Annotated in this window: 20 protein-coding genes; 4 read left to right on the top strand and 16 right to left on the bottom strand. The window is 44.9% G+C overall.

From position 1 onward, the window contains the following. Positions 1-23: 23 nt before the first annotated feature. Positions 24-959 carry a ribonuclease Z gene (rnz, locus tag V5J77_RS14280; RefSeq protein WP_338551507.1) on the bottom strand — a complete coding sequence of 312 codons (936 nt, stop codon included), beginning with the start codon at positions 957-959 and terminating at the stop codon, positions 24-26. A 102-nt stretch (positions 960-1,061) separates the two neighbouring features. Next, positions 1,062-4,508, bottom strand: coding sequence for a methionine synthase (metH, locus tag V5J77_RS14285; RefSeq protein WP_338551508.1), 3,447 nt, complete (start codon positions 4,506-4,508; stop codon positions 1,062-1,064). A 156-nt stretch (positions 4,509-4,664) separates the two neighbouring features. Between metH and V5J77_RS14290 the strand changes: the two genes are divergently transcribed. Further along, positions 4,665-5,207 carry an acireductone dioxygenase gene (locus tag V5J77_RS14290; protein ID WP_338551509.1) on the top strand — a complete coding sequence of 181 codons (543 nt, stop codon included), beginning with the start codon at positions 4,665-4,667 and terminating at the stop codon, positions 5,205-5,207. Between the two features lie 118 nt (positions 5,208-5,325). Here V5J77_RS14290 and V5J77_RS14295 read toward each other — a convergent pair whose 3' ends face one another. From V5J77_RS14295 to V5J77_RS14315, 5 genes are all read right to left on the bottom strand, one after another. Then, positions 5,326-6,111: an HAD family hydrolase gene (locus V5J77_RS14295; RefSeq protein ID WP_338551510.1), complete on the bottom strand. Its 786-nt coding sequence runs from the start codon at positions 6,109-6,111 to the stop codon at positions 5,326-5,328. 24 nt (positions 6,112-6,135) lie between these two features. Next, positions 6,136-6,642, bottom strand: a complete 507-nt coding sequence (locus tag V5J77_RS14300) for a hypothetical protein (RefSeq protein ID WP_338551511.1) — start codon at positions 6,640-6,642, stop codon at positions 6,136-6,138. Between the two features lie 105 nt (positions 6,643-6,747). Then, entirely contained in the window at positions 6,748-7,734 is a 987-nt protein-coding gene (locus V5J77_RS14305; protein ID WP_338551512.1) for an aldo/keto reductase, read from the bottom strand. Between the two features lie 30 nt (positions 7,735-7,764). Further along, positions 7,765-7,968, bottom strand: a complete 204-nt coding sequence (locus tag V5J77_RS14310; RefSeq protein ID WP_338551513.1) for a DUF896 domain-containing protein — start codon at positions 7,966-7,968, stop codon at positions 7,765-7,767. 357 nt (positions 7,969-8,325) lie between these two features. Beyond that, positions 8,326-8,706 (bottom strand): LysM peptidoglycan-binding domain-containing protein, encoded by a 381-nt coding sequence (locus V5J77_RS14315; RefSeq protein ID WP_338551514.1) that lies wholly within the window; start codon positions 8,704-8,706, stop codon positions 8,326-8,328. A 197-nt stretch (positions 8,707-8,903) separates the two neighbouring features. Here V5J77_RS14315 and lexA point away from each other — a divergent pair, with 197 nt between their 5' ends. Further along, positions 8,904-9,524 (top strand): transcriptional repressor LexA, encoded by a 621-nt coding sequence (lexA, locus tag V5J77_RS14320; protein ID WP_046232543.1) that lies wholly within the window; start codon positions 8,904-8,906, stop codon positions 9,522-9,524. Positions 9,525-10,413: 889 nt separating this feature from the next. Here lexA and V5J77_RS14325 read toward each other — a convergent pair. The 4 genes from V5J77_RS14325 to V5J77_RS14340 are packed head-to-tail and all read right to left on the bottom strand — an operon-like array spanning position 10,414 to position 12,129. Further along, positions 10,414-10,779, bottom strand: a complete 366-nt coding sequence (locus V5J77_RS14325; protein ID WP_338551515.1) for a dipeptidyl aminopeptidase — start codon at positions 10,777-10,779, stop codon at positions 10,414-10,416. A gap of 16 nt (positions 10,780-10,795) precedes the next feature. Next, entirely contained in the window at positions 10,796-10,918 is a 123-nt protein-coding gene (locus V5J77_RS14330; protein ID WP_338551516.1) for a hypothetical protein, read from the bottom strand. Continuing rightward, positions 10,896-11,399: an accessory gene regulator B family protein gene (locus V5J77_RS14335; protein WP_338551517.1), complete on the bottom strand. Its 504-nt coding sequence runs from the start codon at positions 11,397-11,399 to the stop codon at positions 10,896-10,898. Before V5J77_RS14335 ends, V5J77_RS14330 begins: the two co-directional genes overlap by 23 nt. Continuing rightward, the gene (locus V5J77_RS14340) at positions 11,392-12,129 is read right to left on the bottom strand and encodes a hypothetical protein (protein ID WP_338551518.1); all 738 of its coding nucleotides are present in this window, start codon (positions 12,127-12,129) and stop codon (positions 11,392-11,394) included. Before V5J77_RS14340 ends, V5J77_RS14335 begins: the two co-directional genes overlap by 8 nt. A gap of 544 nt (positions 12,130-12,673) precedes the next feature. Between V5J77_RS14340 and V5J77_RS14345 the strand changes: the two genes are divergently transcribed. Together V5J77_RS14345 and V5J77_RS14350 are read left to right on the top strand one after the other, a co-directional pair. Then, the gene (locus V5J77_RS14345; protein ID WP_338551519.1) at positions 12,674-13,645 is read left to right on the top strand and encodes a DUF4303 domain-containing protein; all 972 of its coding nucleotides are present in this window, start codon (positions 12,674-12,676) and stop codon (positions 13,643-13,645) included. An 803-nt stretch (positions 13,646-14,448) separates the two neighbouring features. Next, a complete protein-coding gene (locus V5J77_RS14350) occupies positions 14,449-14,694 on the top strand; it encodes a hypothetical protein (RefSeq protein ID WP_338551520.1) in 246 nt (81 codons plus the stop codon). A gap of 141 nt (positions 14,695-14,835) precedes the next feature. Here V5J77_RS14350 and glnA read toward each other — a convergent pair whose 3' ends face one another. The 5 genes from glnA to V5J77_RS14375 form a co-directional block, all read right to left on the bottom strand. Next, positions 14,836-16,164, bottom strand: a complete 1,329-nt coding sequence (gene glnA, locus V5J77_RS14355) for a type I glutamate--ammonia ligase (RefSeq protein WP_338551521.1) — start codon at positions 16,162-16,164, stop codon at positions 14,836-14,838. A gap of 48 nt (positions 16,165-16,212) precedes the next feature. Further along, positions 16,213-16,623, bottom strand: coding sequence for a MerR family transcriptional regulator (locus V5J77_RS14360; RefSeq protein WP_046232536.1), 411 nt, complete (start codon positions 16,621-16,623; stop codon positions 16,213-16,215). Positions 16,624-16,682: 59 nt separating this feature from the next. After that, positions 16,683-17,891: a methionine gamma-lyase family protein gene (locus tag V5J77_RS14365; RefSeq protein ID WP_338556805.1), complete on the bottom strand. Its 1,209-nt coding sequence runs from the start codon at positions 17,889-17,891 to the stop codon at positions 16,683-16,685. Positions 17,892-18,047: 156 nt separating this feature from the next. After that, on the bottom strand, positions 18,048-19,340 hold the full coding sequence (gene hflX, locus V5J77_RS14370) for a GTPase HflX (RefSeq protein ID WP_338551522.1): 1,293 nt from the start codon (positions 19,338-19,340) through the stop codon (positions 18,048-18,050). Positions 19,341-19,375: 35 nt separating this feature from the next. Then, entirely contained in the window at positions 19,376-20,359 is a 984-nt protein-coding gene (locus V5J77_RS14375) for an AAA family ATPase (protein ID WP_338551523.1), read from the bottom strand. Positions 20,360-20,457: the final 98 nt, after the last annotated feature.

The raw sequence follows: 20,457 nt of genomic DNA on the forward strand, positions 1-20,457 counted from the left end.
GGCTGAGCAGAAGCAGTAAATGACTAGCAGTCGCTGCGCCGTGCTATTTTAGCATGAAACAGATCATAGGCCGCTTCCGACTGCGGAAAAATACGCTGAGCCTCTTCCTCCAGCATCGGCATATCCTCAAGCATAAAGCGCGAGCTGAAATGCGTCATAATAAGCTGCCGCACCCCAGCATCCTTCGCAGCCTGCGCCGCTTCAACCGTCGTCGAATGGCCGTATTCATGCGCCTTTTCTTCCTGTCCTGCCGCAAACGTCGCTTCGTGAACGAGCAAATCTGCATTTTCGGCAAGCCGGGCCATGTTGGCACATGGGCTGGTATCGCCAGCAATCGCAATAATTCTGCCTTTCAATGGAGCTCCAGCTACATCAGCAGCACGCACCGTCGTGCCGTCCGGCAGTTCTACATCCTCTCCCTGCTTGAGCTTGCCATATAGCGGCCCTGACGGAACACCAAGCGCTTTCAAGCGCTCTGTATTAAGCTTGCCTGGACAATCGCGCTCCAGCAGGCGATAGCCATAACAGGGCAAGCGATGATCTAATGACCACGCCTCCACAATGAATCGCTCATCCTCAAAAATAACGCCATCCCTATGGATCTCGGTTATGATAAGCTCGTAATCCACATGGGTTCCGCTCAGCCGCAGCGCAGTTCGCACCATCTCTTCAATGCCCACAGGACCAAACAAATGGAGCGGGCCTTTGCCCCCGGAATAAGACCTTGTGCTAAGCAGTCCCGGAATGCCAAAGGTGTGATCACCATGCAGATGCGTAATGAATAACGCATTCAGCTTGCCCATTTTCAGCGGAGATCGCATCATCTGATGCTGAGTGCCTTCGCCTGCATCAAACATCCATAGCCCGCCTTCTGGCTCTGGCAGCCGCAGCGCGATCGACGTCACATTTCGTTCTTTCGACGGCCTTCCCGCACCTGTTCCAAGAAACCAAATTTCCATGCTCCTACCGCCCCCTGTTCAAAAATAGGATAAAGCCTCCGCCAATCGTTAAAAACGATTTTACGGAGGCTCTCCCTGCTATTCATGCTGTTATTTATGCGCCTAACGCTCAACCTTTTCAACGTTAAAATATTGCGCTTCCGGATGTGAAAATACCATCGCTGATACCGATGCTTCCGGCTCCATCATAAAGCCTTCTGTCAGCTCAACCCCAATATCCTCCGGCTTCATCAGCTCGAACAATGGGCCTTGATCTTCCAAATCTGGACATGCTGGATAGCCAAACGATACGCGAATCCCTTGATAACGGGCGCCATGACGCTGCTTCATCGTCATCGTATGCGGATCTGGATAGCCCCAAATATCCCGCATCATATGGTGAACGCGCTCAGCAAGACCTTCCGCCACTTCCAAGGCCACCGATTGCAGGGCATGCGAACGCAAGTAGTCGCCTTGATCCTTCCATTGCCCCGCCAATTCGCGAATGCCTTCTCCAGCCGTAACGACGAGGAAGCCGACATAATCCATAATGCCGCTATCTACTGGCTTTAGAAAATCCGCCAAGCAAAGGAACGGCTCTACCTGCTGACGCGGGAAGGTGAAGCGTTTGATTTCCTTCGTATGATCGTTCGCGTCGTAAATAATAATATCGTTGCCTGACGACTGCGCCGGGAAGAAGCGATACATGCCGTGCGCCTTCAAAATTCCATTCGTCGTTCCTTCTTGCAAAATGCCGTCAACCGTTTCTTTGAGATGAACCGCCTTCTCATTTTTTTCCTTCAGCAGGTTTTCCACATTGCCCTTCAGCCCTAGATGATGACCGAGCAGCATTTGCATATTAATATAAGGAATAATATGCGGCAGCGGAACATCGCGCAAAATATGGCGATCCAAATCAGGCGGAATGTACACAGGCGCGTCTACAGAAATTTTGGAGCGCTCAATCCGGGTAAGCTTAGGCAGCTCTTTACTTTGAACCTCTTCTTCGCCGCCCGATGCTTTGTATTCGGCCATTTCATCTTCCATCCGTTGACGGTGATCCTTATCCATCAGCTTATTGGCAATATCAAGCCCGTCCATTGCATCCTTGGCGTACAGCACCAAACCGTCATACTCTGGGCCAATTCGCGTTTTCGTAAATTTTCGGGTCAACGCCGCACCACCGACCAGAATCGGTGCGTCAATGCCCGCACTGCGCATATCCTGAGCCGTAACGACCATCTGCTGCGCCGATTTGACGAGCAGGCCAGATAGCCCAATCGCATCCGCCTTCTCATTACGGTATGCTTCTATAAGCTTCTCAGGCGGCACTTTAATGCCGAGATTTATAATTTTGTAGCCGTTGTTGGACAAAATAATCTCAACGAGGTTTTTGCCGATGTCATGCACATCGCCTTTTACCGTCGCCAATATAATTTTCCCCTTTACGGATGATTCATCCTTCTCCATAAACTGCTCCAAATGAGCAACCGAAGCTTTCATAACCTCTGCGCTTTGCAGCACCTCTGCCACAATCAGCTCATTGTTATTAAACAGTCTGCCGACCTCTTCCATCCCCCGCATGAGCGGTCCATTAATGACCTCCAGCGCCGTATATTTGGCAAGCGCCAAATCCAGATCAGGGATTAGCCCTTCCTTCGTGCCTTCTACCACATATGAAGCAAGTCTTTCCTCCAGCGTCAGGTTGGAGATTTTCTCCTTCTTGACAACCTTCTTCTCACGAAAGGCTGCAACGAAAGCCGCAAGCGTCTCATCGTTTGTATTAAAAATCAATTCCTCCGCCAGCCTGCGCTCCTCTTCTGGAATCGAGGCGTACCGCTCTAGCTTCTCGGTGTTCACAATCGCATAATCGAGTCCCGCTTTTGTACAGTGGTACAAATAAACCGAGTTCAGCACCTCGCGGCCCGCATCCGGCAAGCCGAATGAAATGTTGCTGAGACCAAGAATCGTTTTGGCAAGCGGATATTTTTCTTTAATTAGCTTGATGCCCTCAATCGTCTCCACTGCAGAGCCAATATATTGCGGGTCACCAGAGCCAACCGGGAACATATTCGGGTCAAAAATAATATCCTCCGGGTTCATGCCATACTTATCCACCAGCAAACGGTAGGAGCGCTCAGCCACTTCAAGCTTCGCTTCACGGCTAACCGCTTGACCCCGCTCATCAATTAAAATCATAACGACTGCGGCGCCATATTGATGGATAAGGGGAAGAATTTTTTCGAATTTCGCTTCGCCATCCTCCAAATTGATGGAGTTAATGATCGCTTTGCCTTGTGAATATTTAAGGCCAAGCTCGATAATATGATCGTAAGTCGAATCAAGCATGAGCGGTACTTTTATCTTCTTGACGACTTCCGGTATAAAATGATGAACAGCATATGCTTCATCAATATCTGTATCCTGTAGGTTAATGTCAATAACGTGGGCTCCGCCTTTTACTTGCGCTCTGGCAATTTCCGAAGCTTCGTCAAACTTCTCTTCTTTAATGAGTCGCTTGAACTTCCGTGAACCGGAAATGTTCGTACGCTCTCCAATCATAATCGGCCGATTTTCAGGCTCAATGTATACGGTATCAATGCCGGATACAGCTGCAGGATGCTCGCCATATTGCGTACGCGGCGGATATTTTGACATCGTCTCGACAAGTGCGCGGATATGGTCCGGCGTCGTTCCGCAGCAGCCGCCAGCAATGTTCAGCCAGCCTTGCTCGGCAAAAGCAGACATTTTTTTCGCCAGTGATTCCGGGGACTCATGATAATTCCCGTTCTCATCCGGCAAGCCTGCATTCGGATAACAGCTGATTGCCGAATTGGCAATTTCGCTTAGGGTACGAATATGGTCTCGCATAAACTCAGGACCTGTCGCACAGTTCAGGCCCATGGATATTGGCTTCAAATGCTCAAGCGAAATATAGAAGGATTCAATGCTTTGACCGGCCAGCGTCGTTCCCATAGGCTCAATCGTTCCCGAAATCATAATCGGAAGCTCTCGTCCCATCGTCTTAAATGCATTGCGAATGCCAATGCTGCCCGCTTTTACATTAAGCGTATCCTGGGATGTTTCCAGCAGCAAAGCATCCACATCCGCTTCCATAAGTGCAATCACTTGCTCGTAATAGCTGTCTACTAGTTCATCAAAAGTAACCCCGCCCGTTACAGAAAGCGTCTTCGTCGTCGGTCCAAGCGCTCCTGCTACATATCGAGGATGCTCAGGTGTCGAATATTTATCTGCCGCTTCACGGGCAATTTTTGCCGCAGCTAAGTTGATCTCGCGCGCCTTTTCAGGTATATCGTATTCAGCCAGCACGACGCTCGTCGCTCCGAACGTATTCGTTTCCAAAATGTCTGTGCCTGCCTCTAAATATTGTTCATGTATAGTCCGTATGACATCAGGACGCGTCAGCACGAGTATTTCATTACAGCCATCCATATCCTCGCCGCCAAAATCATCCTCGGTAAGATCAGCCTGCTGAATCATCGTTCCCATTGCGCCGTCCAAAATTAATATCCGCTTTTGCATCATTTCTTGTATGGTTGGTTTCGACAATTTCCTGCACCCTTCCTGTGAAAATCACTAAAATTCAGTTTAACAGAATCGTCGCAATGTGAAAAGCAATTGCAATCGACAATCAACTGATTTTGCATTATAATCAGTATATATTTAATATAACATTTAATTTCAATAGGAAAAGAGGGAATTGTGATGGCTGAGATTAGAATTCGCAATACTGAGGAAAGAATATCGGGCGAGCAAAATGTTCGCGCATTTTTAGAAAGCCAAGAAGTCCTTTACGAACACTGGGATGCTAGCAAGCTGCCAGGCCATCTGCAAAATAAATTTGTATTATCCGATGAAGAGAAGGCAGAAATTCTCGCTACTTACGATGTTGAAATTCGTGAGCTTGCCGAGCGTCGCGGTTACAAAACATGGGATATCGTTGCCCTTTCGGACGCCACTCCAGGTCTTGATGAAATTCTGAAGCGTTTCGAGCAAGTGCACACGCACACTGAAGATGAAGTTCGTGCGATTACAGCCGGACGCGGCATCTTTATTATTAAAGGCAGCGAAGAGGTTGGCTATTTCGACGTTGAATTGGAGGCTGGCGACGTTATTTCCGTTCCAGAAACGATTCCTCACTTCTTTACCTTGATGGACAATCGTCAAATCGTTGCGGTTCGCCTGTTTATAGAAACAGAAGGCTGGATTGCACACCCGTTTGAAGACCCTGCTTTCATCAAAGCTTAATCATTTTATAATTGACTTTCATCATTAAACACGAAGAAGCCCCTTGACCCATTTCACACAATGGACCAAGGGGCTTCTTCTTATACTTATGCAGCAGCAATGGCGCAAGTATACGCGATTATGCCAACAGCGGAAGCAGTTCTTCTAAATGCTTAATTTCATATGTAGGCACAATTTCATCCGAGCGAACAACTCCATGGCGATTAATCCATACCGAATCCATTCCAATCGTATTTGCACCAAGAATATCCGTAGTCAATTTGTCCCCAACCATAACGCCCTGCTCCGGCTCAATACCCAGGCTCTCCAGTGCATGGCGGAAAATCGAAGCTGCTGGCTTGCCTTCTCCGAAAGCACCAGAAATAATGATATGATCAAAATAAGGGGCAAGCTGTGGAACGCCTGTAAGCTTCTCCTGCTGCAAATCTGGAGAACCGTTCGTCAGCAGCAGCAGCTTGTATTTACCCTTTAACGCATCTAGCAGCCGGAACGTTTCATCATAAACGATTGGGCGCGCCCTGCGCTCTGCCGGAAACTGCTCCGCCAATTTGGCACCAAGCTCTTGATCGTCAACGCCAAGTGCTTTAAGCCCTCTCGTCCATGCTTCACGACGGTAAGTTGGTGCAAGCTGCTCCAGCTTTCTAAACTCTTCCTGCTCTCCCTCACGGAAGTTAGCCCATAGGCCTTCAAAAGGATTAATTCCGATCATTTTCGTGAAAGGGAACGTTTCATACGATTCATATAGGCTGCGAGCCTCCTTGCGGACAGCTTCCTCCAGCTCTATCGCATCTACGCCCGCTGCTTCCGCACCTGCTTGACAGGTCGCATCAAATGCTTCTTGCACACTACGGTCATCCCATAGCAGCGTGTCATCCAAATCAAATAATACCGCTAGCTTTGCCATTGTTCACAGACTCTCCTGCTCGATTTATTTTTGTTCGTACGTTATACCGTTTTCTTTGGCAAACTGCTCTAATTTCGCGCTAATTTCATCCGTTGGATACCGATGAAATACTCGTGAAAATGCCCATGTCGACCCTTTTTGCGGTTCAATCGACACATAGCCAGGCTGTACGCGAATCGTCTTGATCGCTTCTGCACCTAGACGCTTGTCACCGGTTAGCTTGCGAGTTTGAACATAGTTTTTTCCGATTGTAATATACGGGCGCCGCAAAAAAAACACAATTGCCAGAAATACGTAACAGCCAATCGTCACACCCAGCAAGGTGTCGAACTTAAATTGCGGGTCCATTTGTGCAAGAATAACGTACATGGCAATAAACAGCAGGAGCAAAATCGGCGCAATATAGCTGCGACCAACAAAACGATCTGACTGGGGTCCAGCAGGCTTGAAGCTCGGACCGCCTTGCTTTTTGCGGTTTTTGTTAATTTGATTCGTATTTCGGCGCACTTTGCGCTCCCATGTACGTGACAAAATCGTTCCTCCTCATATTGCCGCGGCACAAAATCAAGCTTCATCTATCTCGCTTGACAAGCGATGCAGACTAACACTGTTATCTATAGCTTTCGTTGCACTCTGTTAAAACGGGCGTTTGAATTTTGCAATAAAACGATTCGGATAGTCTTCGGCAAGCGCACTGACCTCGTCCAGACGATTCCACACCTCTTCTGGCATCGACCAACCGACAGCTCCCATATTATCCTCATATTGTGCAAGCGTACTGGCTCCAAAAATTGGGGACGTAATACCTTCCCTCTGCAACAGCCAATTTAATGAAACTTGAGCAGGTGTTTTATCAAGCTCCTTGGCAGCTGCTGCTACAGCATCCAAAACAGCAAAATTGTGCTCAGTTGCCCGATTTGCCCAAGCGCTTTCGCCTATTTTGCTAGTCAATCTGCCCTCTGTCGGCTCAGTGCGATCATACCTGCCTGTCAGAAAACCGCCACCAAGCGGAGCCCACGGTATAACACCTACGTTTTCTTCCAGACAAAGCGACATCATTTCGCGATCCATCTGACGGCTGACAAGGCTATACTGAGGCTGCAAGGAAACAAAGCGAACATAACGATTAGCATCGCTCCAAGCCAAGGATTTCATAAGCTGCCACGCAAAAAAGTTGGAACAGCCAATGTAACGCACCTTGCCTGCTGTGACAAGATCATCGAGCGTCCGCAGCGTCTCTTCAATCGGAGTAGCATGGTCCCATACATGAACCTGATACAAGTCAATATAGTCGGTTTGCAGTCGCTTAAGGCTCGCTTCAACGCCGTCCATAATATGCTTGCGGGATAAGCCTACTCCATTAATATCAGGCGAAGTTGTCATTCTAACTTTCGTCGCAACGACCATCTCCGAGCGCCGCCCTTTAATCGCTTTCCCAACAATCTCTTCAGAGCGTCCACTTACATAAACGTTAGCCGTATCTAAAAAATTACCGCCTCGCTCCACAAAACGATTGATCATTTCAAGCGAATCCTGCTCATTCGTTGTATTTCCAAACGTCATTGTTCCTAAACAAAGTTCAGAAACAGCCAGTCCACTACGTCCAAGCAATTGGTATTTCATAAATAAAGCCCGCCTCTCCCATTAAAATGATTAATGCTGTGGCTTCTCGTCTTCCGCTTCATTCTCTTCATCTTCTACAAACTTAATCGTATCAAGCTGCTGACGAAAATTACTTTTAAACTGCTCCATATATTTACTGCGCAGCTCAGCCCGTTCCGTCAGTTCTTCGGGCGTCAAACCGACTGTTTTATTTTTACGGGATAATTCATTAATTCTTGCAATAAGCTCTTCCATTCGTTGCTCACCTCACTTGCTGTACTTTTCCCAAACTCTTTCTACTTTGACATTACTAATGCGCTGTTGTCAAGGTGAAAAGGCTGTCGCCGTCCTGTGGCGGCGCAGCACGTTTCAGTCCGAGAAATATAGAGAAAGGATGAAAAAGTCATATCATTTCCTATATTTCAAGAAAACGAGCCTACAATTAAATACAGAATAGATCGTACAACGATAATACTATCATTGTTCCGATCTATTCTGTATTTAGATAGCCTATTGGCACTTCCTGAGCCCCAAAGTTCAACTATAGGATAGCTATAAAGCAGAATCCTTGCAATACACTTCTAAATCACAGTAGTTTGCTGCTAAACGCCACTAGGATGAAGGGATAACTAGCTTCTGCCCCGGCCATATATCCGGCGACGACAGTTGGTTCCGCTCCCGTATTTGAAAGACGGACCAGCGTATATCGTCAGAACTGTCCGAAAATTTACGGGCAATCCCCCATAATGTATCGCCTTGTGCAACTACTACCGTCTGCTCTCCAGCAGCTGCTGGTGCAACATGATTCACTGAAGCCTCTGTACGCATTAGTAAAAAACCAGAAAACAATACAATAAACAGGGCTAGACACACTGCCAGCTTCAAAGCATAGCTGCTAATTGCACCCATGTTGATTTGCGACTTCATCTTTACCACTTTAACAGGCGCTTTCTCTTTAAAAATAGATGAATAGGATTCTGGATAAATGATCATTGCGCTCACTCCCAAACGTTTGTTCTGTTTTGATATTAACACGAACATTTGTTTGTGGTCAACAGGCAATGCGAACTTTTGTTTTTAAGAACTTATGTTTGTACGAACGACGGTTCCATGTTATAATTTGAGAAATAAATACTCATACAAAAATCATGTCGCACTCACCTTAGAGTGCATGAACTGGAGTGATCGTGTTGTCTAAAGCTTCCAATCGCCAGCAGTCGATTCTGGAATTTATAAAGAACGAAGTTCGCGAGAAGGGTTATCCGCCTTCCGTACGTGAAATTGGAGAAGCAGTTGGACTTGCTTCAAGTTCAACCGTACATGGTCATCTGGATCGTCTAGAGAAGAAAGGACTTATCCGCCGTGATCCAACTAAGCCTCGTGCTATCGAAATTTTAGATCAGGAAGATGTTGACGGAATTATCCGTCCTGCCGTTACTCACGTGCCGATCGTCGGTAAAGTTACTGCAGGCGTGCCGATTACCGCTACCGAGAATATTGAGGAATATTTTCCAATCTCTTCTCATTATGTAGGCGATGATGATGTATTCATTCTTAATGTCATTGGCGAGAGCATGATTGAAGCAGGCATACATAACGGCGACTACGTTATTGTGCGCCAGCAGCAAACCGCTACTAACGGTGATATTGTGGTCGCTATGACTGAGCATGATGAAGCAACAGTCAAAACCTTTTACCGCGAGAAGGATCATATCCGTCTTCAACCTGAGAATGTAACAATGGAACCTATTCGCCTGAAAAATGTTACGATTTTAGGAAAAGTCATTGGCTTGTTCCGGGATTTCCACTAATCGTTGATTTTCTTACTCTTCATACATGAAGAAAGCTGCATCCTTGCCCATTAATAAAGTGGGTTGAATGCAGCTTTTTATTTTGTCAGTTGATTGTCTTGTTCTCTAAACCCCTTTTTAGACTGTTTCGGAATGCCGATACTTCGGATAGCTTGAACAACTAGCTATGTCCCACTACAACTAGAACAGCCCTGAAATTATCTTTTGCTTGTGCCACCGTCACTTTGTATCCTTGTGATTATAGAAGCTGTAAAAATACTTCTCAAACTGTCGCCTCGTCAACTTAATTATTTTTTGCACACTATCTAACTTGCTCCTAGAATAAGAGGCAATACAAATTCTTATACCAGATTGATTTCCTTTTATTCCTTATATGTTTCACCACGACTCAATCACTTTTTTAATCATTATTTTCCTTATATAAATAATATAATCGGGTTTAATATCTATTATTTGAAAAAGTCGATAAAAAAACGAAACAAAGCGCTACTGATGTAGATATCAGTAGCGCTTTGTTTCGACCCTTCCAACTTTTCAAAGTCAGTTATTGGACGTAATCTATTGTTGTATCAATCATTCTCTTGTAAAATTATGATCGAATTCAGCGGGGATATGTACAATCATGCTGTTTTCATCAATATTGTGAAGTGCATTTTCCCCGCTGTCTGAAAAACGATCATTTCTGTTTTAATATCTCTGTCTCTATAATGATATTCGTTTCCCTCTGCTTTACATTTTCAATATAACACAGAAGAAATCATCGTTATGTCGATTTTTGTCGAATGTCATTCACATTTCCATACTAGTATGGAAATTTATTGACATTACAAAAAAAGCACTGTATAATACCTTTTTTTGTATAAAGGACTGTTTCACTAACCTATAGGCATCAGTCCTTTGTAATTAAATGCTCCACCAAATGAAGTTTACGACCAATTACATTTGCAGTTACACCACCATCAAAAAAAGCCGTGTTCCCAAACCTTTCGACCTTCACATAATTGATGTGGTCGATATTAACAAGAATATTGCTATCCAGTGATTTAAATCCAAGAGGGATAAATATTTGCTTGCAGGCATCAAGCGTTAATATAACTGTAAAAATTCCTTTTACTGTATAGAAACGCGGAACGACATAGTTTTTCTTTGGCTTGAAGACATCAATCAGCATGACTTCGGATAAAATGAAAGTATCAAATTGTTCCCCATCAATAACATCTCCGTATACCCGCTGACCTAAAATCTCTGTTGACATGTCCATAGATCTCACGCTACTTCAATTCCTTCGGTACCGACTGGATCCCAAGGAAAATCTTTCTCTTTTTTCCTTCTGCTGATTTTTCTGCTTGTTTAAATAGAATTTCCGAGAATTTACGAGCAAGTTTCTGTTTCATTCCCCTTTTCACCTCCTATCTGTTGAACAATAACGAAGATCATATGTATAAAAAAAGCAAGCACAATTACATCTGATTTAAGATATATGTTTGATATTAAAAGCAGTAAAGAGATACCCTTCTCCCTCCGAAAAACAATTAATAACATTCCGCTTATTATGGTTAATGTTATTACTGTTACATCGTTCAAAACAATATGTGGGATTATTGAAAGTAGCAATGTAGAAACGGCGAAACATATGGTTAATGATGAAAAATGAAAACCTCCTATATCACGCCTAAAAACGCAAAAAGCAAGCATACCTATTATGGTCTCGATGAAGGCCTCGGTCATCCATCCTATAACTAAAGTCAGCACTACTATCGCCGTTGGATTTAACCAATATCCTAATTGATAGGCCATTACATCGACAGATACATTGCCCTGCGGATCAGCCTTTTTTATAGAAAGCGCTATTCGTCTGGATAAATATTCAATCATCTTCCCGATCCCTTCTACTCGATAAATAGTATAGTACGATTAAGACTAGCAACACCATTGGATATATAAACATGATTACATCGAAATAAAGAGTTATGTACAATGCAACAGTAATAGTGACAGCAATTCCAATTGAAGTAATAATAATTAACCTATTCGTTCCACTGAAAAACTTCTCTCTTATGTCAAAATCATGCGGTGGAATTACAATGAACGCAAAACCAAAGTTAAAGAGCTTAAAAACGGCACCTATAATCAATGCAACCGAGTTAGTTATAACTTGTATAAATTCGATTCCCGGGACACCTGACTCAGCTGCAACGGTTTCATTAACGCCGAACAGCGTTGCAACATAGTAAACAGGTAACTGCAAAGCGACAAAGACACCAAAACCTGTCGAGACCATTATCCATGAATAAAAAACTTTCACCTTCAACAAGAACCTGTTGAATAGAAGGAAAATCACAATCTGCGCCATCATATCCAGAACAGGAGATATATCAAGCACAACCCTAAATAAATAAGATGAGCATGAGCTTAAAGCGCATAAGAGCGCAATTATATATTTGTGATCCCATAAACTCTGCCTAAAAATTTTAAACATCAACACAACGACAGCTAGAGCATCAAACATGCTTAACATCAAAAAAGTTATAGTATTCAGAACGCCACCGTCTTTGATAGTATTTTTTATGAAGAAAAACTTTATTATAGTTGATGATTTCATCATTACATGATGATGTACATATTGGCAATAAAAATTTTTGACGCTAAATGAATAACCCTTTTAAACACCCGACCTGAAAATCAAAACAAACTCAGCCTACCATAAAAAAATCCCTCAACGCTTACAGCGCCAAGGAATTCCACCTTATTCCACCTTTAGAACAAAGTCAAATATTGATCTCTTTCCCATTGGTGAACTTGCGTTTTATTTAGGTACTATACGCCTTTACTAGATTATATCAGGCGTTTATGTGCTAATTCAGTATAATAAAGTTCTATACAAGTCATATAAGCTCATACTTAATCACAAGTCGGGGGGGCATTTGGGGGGCAACATATAATCAACTCAATAATCCATTAATCTATAATTATCCTAGATATTACATTCGGAGTTGCCACATTCACCACTATAGGTGGTACGATCTTTTTTCAATAAGGGATAGTTGGCCAGACAGAATTTGAACGCTAAATGAATAGAGGGGAATGCAAACAAAATGTAATTTAAATACCGATAATAGAAGTATTATGAATACTAAAGGGGTAAAAGCATGCCTAATCAATTTGATTTTGTATCATTGAAAAAACTGTTAATTCAACATGGCGAAAAAACGATTCAAACCTTTGCGAAAACACCACATAATATAGATGTTTACGCCTTTGTACTGGATGCTCAAGCGACGTACGGTACTGTAAACTTCAAGTGGAACACCTTAGAAGGGTTTGCATTGACGCGCACGTTTGAATATTATCAACATTACTCCAATGATAAATTGTACGGCTTATGTGGTCTCAAATACAGCGTTGGAGATTTTCGCTATGAAGACCCGAGAAACCTCAATCTCGACGAATGGGGTATGAAGTACAGAGAGGATTTAGATGCGTTGTGGGAGACAGATGAAGAGCAGGCGGATGAAGTCGTTGCCGGATTCATGGCAGTTTTAGTCGAAGTGGTTAAGGAACTTACACCTGCTTTGGAGCATCTTAATCTTACTGACGATTTTATTGCCTACGCAGTAGACCATGATGAGGACGAGATGAAGTTCCTCGTAGAGACCGTATCCGCTGCTCAGATGGACAAAGCCTTTCCAGAGTTAAAGGCCTATGAGTCTTATAAAGCAAGGGTCTACATGCTTAGTCCTATCGAGCAGGCGTCGTTTTGGTACCAAGCACTTGCTGATTTTGAGCAAGGCCGCGAAAGCGAAGCAGTTGTACAACTACAAAGCCTATCACGATCTTCACATGATGTTCAAGACGAACTAGTAAAGTTAGGAGAGATTTCAATACCACTACTCCTTACTGGCCTTGAACTGGCATTGGGCCACCTTCAAGGATCAATAGATATGAACGAATGGACGTTCCAGAAAACAATCCTCGACATCGGTATAGCAGGAGAGAATGAAATTAACCGCCTGCAGGCGATTTATAACCGTCAAGCATTGGAGCACCCTGAGGACCATAGAACCAAAAACACCTTGCGGGTGCTTAACAGTATCGATCCACAACGTTTCCCAGACAATTAAAACATTTAAAGAAGCAGACTCAGCACCACTTACCTCGCGCTTCTGCGCGAACCGAAATTATGGTAACTTAGTCGGAATTTATAAAATAAGTTTTTAGAGTTACCTTAGAAATTGAAACAGCGACAGCATAGGACGAGACAATAAAGTCCTAGACTGTCGCTATTTTTGAGCTAACGGGAAACGTTAATTGTATTCTTGTTCATACTCATCAATGTTAAGAGATAGTATTTTATTGGAAAATACACACTCAAATTATATTGAGTTTAAAGGTATCCTTTTATTAGATATTCATGAGAGTTTTTAACGTTTCCTACATCTCTTGATACAGGATACATATTCATTAGCTCTGCTGAATAAGGCTTAAGGAAGCTTAAAACATCTTCAGTTGCTTCTATGTATGGCTCCTGGTACTTTTGTGAATGTAGTTTATCCACCATCTGTCGAATCGACGGGAATGACTTTGCCTGCTCCACAAGGGACAGTTAATGCTGATGGGGTCGTTAACTCCTACAATTGATAGGATTGGCGTTGTTGTGACTGGTGATGTTGCCGTTTGATTTCCAAAAGTTAATGGGAATTTTAAGTTCAAAGGGTATTGTAAAAAAAAGGGAATTAGAGCAAAGAAAACGGCCCTGATGGAAAGGCAAAATTAGATACACATCATACAAATTACGGAAAACAATAAATTCATCCAAAAGTGCCTCATAGACATGATTATGATTGGACGAAACCAACACCTAGATCGGGTTGGTATAGTATAAGTACAAATATAATTCCTACTAAGGACTAAGGAGGAACTACCCATGTATTCTTATATAGATTTTTCAGAAGATATTGCTGCAGGACATGAAATTATGTTTACTTATAGAGATAAAGAATACTCAATTTCTATATCCCAAGGAGGATGGTACTTCACAAAAGTAGAGGATTACGAAAATGCCATTAGATATGAATCAGCAGATGAACTTTTAATTCAAGTTAGAATTGCTAATAAAACGTTAGAAGAAGTATTTAATTCAGGAAATCTATCGGATTTTTCTATTAATTAGCTTAGTAAAATCCAAAATGATTATTTTCAATATGAGCCCCTACTAATCTAGTTGGCAGACTAATTCAACAACTAGAATTATATAAAAAGCCCACAAAAAGAAAAAATCCCTCAGCGCTTACAGCGCCAAGGGATTTTACCTTTAGTACAACGTCAAATATTGATCTCTTTCCCACTGGTGAACTTGCGTTTTATACATATCCCACTCAATTTCTTTCAGCTCGTAGAAGTGAGCCAGAGCGTGCTCGCCGAGCGCGCTGCATACAACATCGCTGCGAAGCAGCTCATCGAGCGCCTCCTTAAGATCAACCGGCAAGCTTGGCACACCGGACTCAATGCGCTCTTCCTCAGTCATAATGTAGATGTTGCGGTCTGTTGGAGCTGGAAGAGTCGTTTTGTTCTTGATGCCATCCAGACCAGCTTTCAGCATAACGGCAAGTGCCAAATATGGGTTAGCTGCTGGGTCTGGGTTACGCACTTCAACGCGCGTGCTCAGTCCTCTTGAAGCTGGAATACGAATCATTGGCGAACGGTTGCTTGCAGACCATGCTACATAGCAAGGTGCTTCATAGCCCGGTACAAGACGCTTATACGAGTTGATTGTCGGATTCGTAATAGCAGCCATTGCGCGAGCGTGCTCCAAAATACCTGCCATATAATAACGAGCGGTTGCGCTAAGACCTAGCTTATCGCTCTCATCATAAAATACGTTGGTGCTGCCTTGAAACAGCGATTGGTGACAGTGCATGCCCGATCCGTTTACACCGAACAGCGGCTTCGGCATAAATGTAGCGTGCAAGCCATGCTCTCTCGCAATCGTTTTAACAACGAGCTTGAACGTTTGAATTTGGTCAGCGGCTTTAATCGCATCTGCATATTTAAAATCAATTTCATGCTGGCCTGGAGCAACCTCGTGGTGAGATGCTTCGATTTCAAAGCCCATTTCTTCAAGCGTCAGCACGATTTCGCGGCGACAGTTTTCACCCAGATCCATTGGCGCAAGGTCAAAATATCCGCCTTGGTCATTCAGCTCCATTGTAGGCTCGCCACGCTCATCGGTTTTGAATAGGAAAAATTCCGGTTCTGGTCCGACATTCATCGCCGTATAACCCATTTCCTCCGCTTCCTTCAACGCACGTTTCAGAATACCACGCGGGTCCCCTGCGAACGGTGTGCCGTCAGGCATATAAATATCACAGATCAGACGGGCTACGCGGTCTTGAGCAACCCATGGGAATACAACCCATGTATCTAAATCAGGGTAAAGGTACATATCTGATTCTTCAATACGCACATAACCTTCGATGGAAGAACCGTCAAACATCATTTTATTATCAAGCGCTTTATCCAACTGACTCATTGGAATTTCAACGTTTTTAATCGTTCCCAGCAAATCTGTAAATTGAAGGCGGATGAATCTTACGTTTTGTTCCTCTGCAATTCTCTTGATATCCTCTTTAGTATAGCTCACTAAAAGTCATCTCCCTTGTTTGCTTGATTATAATCGTACGATTGCATCTTAGCGCTTGTGCAAGAAACGCGATAGCTGACCCTGTATAAGAGAGGCCTGACCCGGCCGTTTCTCCAATAACTGCTGCTTGAGCATGCGATGAAGCTGGGCATCAGACAGCTCCTTGCGCGTAACCTCCGATTGCTCACTAACAATAGTCGCATCATCGGATTCTTTGGAAACCGGATTCATAACCTGCTTGATCCCGGCAATATTAACACCCTTCTCAATCAACGATTTAATTTCCAGCAGCCGCTCTACATCATTAAACGAAAAAAGCCGTTGGTTCCCAGCCGTCCTCGCCGGTACAATCAGCTCATGCTGCTCGTAGTAGCGGATTTGGCGAGCTGTTAAATCAGTTAGCTTCATTACAATGCCTATTGGAAATAAGGCCATATTTCTACGTATCTCGTCAGCCATATCACATCAACCTTCCAGTCGCTCATTTACATCTATTTTAACGCCCTACCAAGGAAGTGTCAAGTTGTGTGAGGTTTAATTACAATTAATCCTGCAACGACGAGACGCTGCAATGCCGTCAAAATACCGTATTTAGCATGGGCAAACGTAAGCCCACCCTGCATGTAAGCGATATAAGGCTCGCGAATAGGTGCATCGGCAGATAACTCAAGGCTTCCGCCTTGAATAAACGTTCCTGCCGCCATTATGACAGGATGTTCATAACCGGGCATGTCCCATGGCTCTGGTGTTACATGGGAGTCAACTGCCGCTGCCTGCTGAATCCCCTGTACAAAAGCAATTAGATGCTCCGCGCTGCCAAATTTGACAGCTTGAATTAAATCCGTGCGCGGCGTATCCCAGTGAGGCTGCGTATCAAATCCAAGCTGCGTGAATAATGCAGAAGCGAGCACGCTGCCTTTAACTGCTTGTCCAACTAAGTGAGGGGCCAGAAACAGCCCTTGGTAAATTGAACGAAGCGTCCCCAGCATGGCGCCTACCTCGCCACCTATGCCTGGAGCAGTCAAACGGTAAGCCGCTGCCTCGACTGCTGCAGCTGTACCGGCGATGTAACCGCCAGTCGAGGCAAGACCGCCTCCAGGATTTTTGATTAACGAGCCTGCCATTATATCAACACCAACCTGGGTCGGCTCCAAAAGCTCGGTAAATTCACCATAGCAATTGTCCACAAATACCAGCACATCGGGCTTGATCTGCTTGACGCGGCTCGTTATTTCACCAATTTGCTGCACAGTAAAAGAAGCGCGCCAGCTGTAGCCGCGAGAGCGCTGAATGCCAATTACTTTAGTTTGCGCGGTAATGGCTGCTTCAATTCCCACCCAGTCAAGTTCGCCGTCCTCCAGCAAAGCCACCTCATTGTATTGGATGCCAAAATCCTGCAAGGAGCCCTTTCCATCGCCAGGCTTGCCGATAACTTTATGCAGCGTATCATAGGGCGTGCCCGTCACATACAAAAGCTCGTCTCCTGGTCTTAATACCCCAAATAAGGCGCAGCTGATCGTATGTGTTCCCGACACAAAATGAGGACGAACGAGCGCCGCCTCTGCACCAAAAATATCGGCATACACTAAGTCAAGCACTTCACGCCCACGATCATTATAGCCATAGCCAGTAGAACCGCTAAAATGATAATCGCTTACTCGATGCTTTTGAAAAGCCTCAATGACCTTCCATTGATTTCGTTCTGCAATGCGGTCAACCGCCCTCATTCGATCGCCTGCCAGCTCCTCCGCTTCCTCAGCAAGCTCCTCAAGCCGTTGCCATACCAAAGCTTCTTCATTCCCGTTCAGTCCATTTTCAACGCCGCTATTTCCATTCATTGCTGCTGTAGTCTCTCCCTTTTGTCGATCGGCTCCCAAGCATCCTTAGACGATATAAGGATGCAAACGGTGCCCATTCACTTCATAATCCTGCTTACTCAACTGAATCGTCAAACGAAGCAATTCTCCCTCTTCGCCATCCACTTCCTGCTCAATGACTTCTCCCGTACGATACGCAAGCGCAATTAAATCGCCTCTGGCGGCTGGCAGCGCAAACACAACGGTATCCCCCATTAGCTTTTCCTGAATCGTATCGCAAAGCTGCTTCAAGTCAGCTTCCTTGTATGCGTTAATGATCAGAGAATCTCCACCCGAACGAAGCGTGTAAGCTTCCTCAGGCGAGCAAAGATCAATTTTATTATAAACCGTCAGCGTAGGCTTGCCTGCCGCTCCGAGTTCGTTCAGTATGCGATCTACAACGGCCATTTGCTCATCACGCATCGGCGAGCTGCTGTCTACAACATGCAGCACTAAGTCCGCCTCGTTCACTTCCTCAAGTGTCGCGCGGAAAGCAGCAACGAGATCATGCGGGAGATTTTGAATAAAGCCAACCGTATCGGTCAAAATCACTTCTCGTCCGTTAGGCAGCTCAAGCGTGCGTGAGGTGGGGTCTAGTGTGGCGAACAGCTGATTCTCCACATATACGTCAGCGGCCGTCAGCTGACGGAGCAGCGTCGACTTACCTGCATTCGTATAGCCGACCAGCGCCACTTGAATGATGCCGGATTTCTTTCTGCGCTCCCGGTACAAATGCCGATGGCGAACCACTTCGTCCAATTGAGCTTTAAGATCAGAGATGCGCCCTCGAATGTGGCGCCGATCTGTCTCCAGCTTGGACTCGCCGGGACCGCGCGTACCAATGCCGCCTCCGAGACGAGACAGGTTTTTGCCATGTCCCGACAAACGAGGCAGCAAGTAACTGAGCTGAGCCAGCTCAACTTGTATGTTGCCCTCGCGCGTGCCTGCACGCTGGGCGAAAATATCCAAAATAAGCTGCGTACGGTCTACAATTTTCACATCCAGCATTTCTTCGAGATTACGCACCTGCGCCCCGGAAAGCTCTTGATCAAAAATAGCGGTTGTCGCACCCATTTCGTCGGCAACGAGACGAAGCTCCTCCGCTTTGCCTTTGCCGATAAACCATTTTGTATCAGGCTTTTCACGGTTTTGCGTCAAGGTTGTGAGCACTTCAACGCCTGCCGTTTCGGCAAGCTTAACCAGTTCCTCTAGCGAATGCTCCGGATCGCTGGAGCCGCGCTTTATTTGTTGTGTGACCAAGGTGACCAGTATAGCGCGATCCTGAATGTCTGTCTGTGTATCGTGCGTCTTTTCTCGCATATGTTTACCCTCTCAATCGTTCTTTGCGTCTTCCATCAAGCTTTCGGCTCCCATTTGAAGTCCTCTGGCCTGATGGTCATCAGCTCCTGCTTTGGCGGTACACCGCTTGCATAATGATTCAGCAGCCGCACCGCCTGATGACGAATCGCCTTTTCCAATAGATTTCTAACGTATCTTGCATTGCTGAAGGAAAAAATGTCATTTTGCTTCTCCGCCATTAAATGCTGCCTTAACTTAAATATGGACTGCTGCGCCAAATGATAATCACGGTCCTTGGACATTAGCTCGGAAATTTGAATTAATTGATCCACCGAATAGTCAGGAAAATCAATCTGAATCGGGAAACGCGAAGGCAAACCGGGATTCGTCAATAAAAAATGATCAATCTCGGCCGGATAACCGGCTAGAATGAGCACAAAATCATTACGCCGATCCTCCATGCACTTCACTAGCGTATCAATCGCTTCCTTGCCGAAATCCTTTTCTCCGCCTCTGGCAAGGCTGTAAGCCTCATCGACAAACAATACGCCGCCCATAGCCTTGCGAACTAAATCACGCGTTTTCTGCGCCGTGTGACCAATATATTCACCTACAAGATCTGCACGCTCTACCTCAATCAGATGACCTTTCGACAAAACCCCCATTTTCTGGAACAGCTTAGCGACGATTCGTGCAATCGTCGTTTTCCCAGTGCCGGGATTGCCTTTGAAAATCATATGATACACATGCGAGCCGCCAAAAAGACCTGCTTCCGTCCTCATGCGGCTTATATAGAGAAGGGCATAAATTTCATAAATCAGCGTCTTTACATTTTCCATCCCGACCATTGGCTCAAGATCTTTCTGTATTTCAGCAAATTGGTCGCTCGCAGGCAAAGGCTTCACCGCAGGCAGGGGCTCGCTTTCAGTCAGGGGTGGAGAGGCTGCAACAGCATACGTCTCATGGCTTCTGAGAATAACGTTAATTTGCCTTGAAGGCCTGGCTCCGCTACTAGTGCTCGATTTGACATGTCCGCTCATCTGACGCATCACCTATCCTTCACACTTGTCATTAGGAATGAGCGCAAATGCACAGGCGCTGCATTCAAGGTGAAACGGCTGTCGCCGTCATTTGACGG

It is taken from the genome of Paenibacillus sp. KS-LC4 (assembly GCF_036894955.1).
Classification (GTDB): domain Bacteria; phylum Bacillota; class Bacilli; order Paenibacillales; family Paenibacillaceae; genus Pristimantibacillus.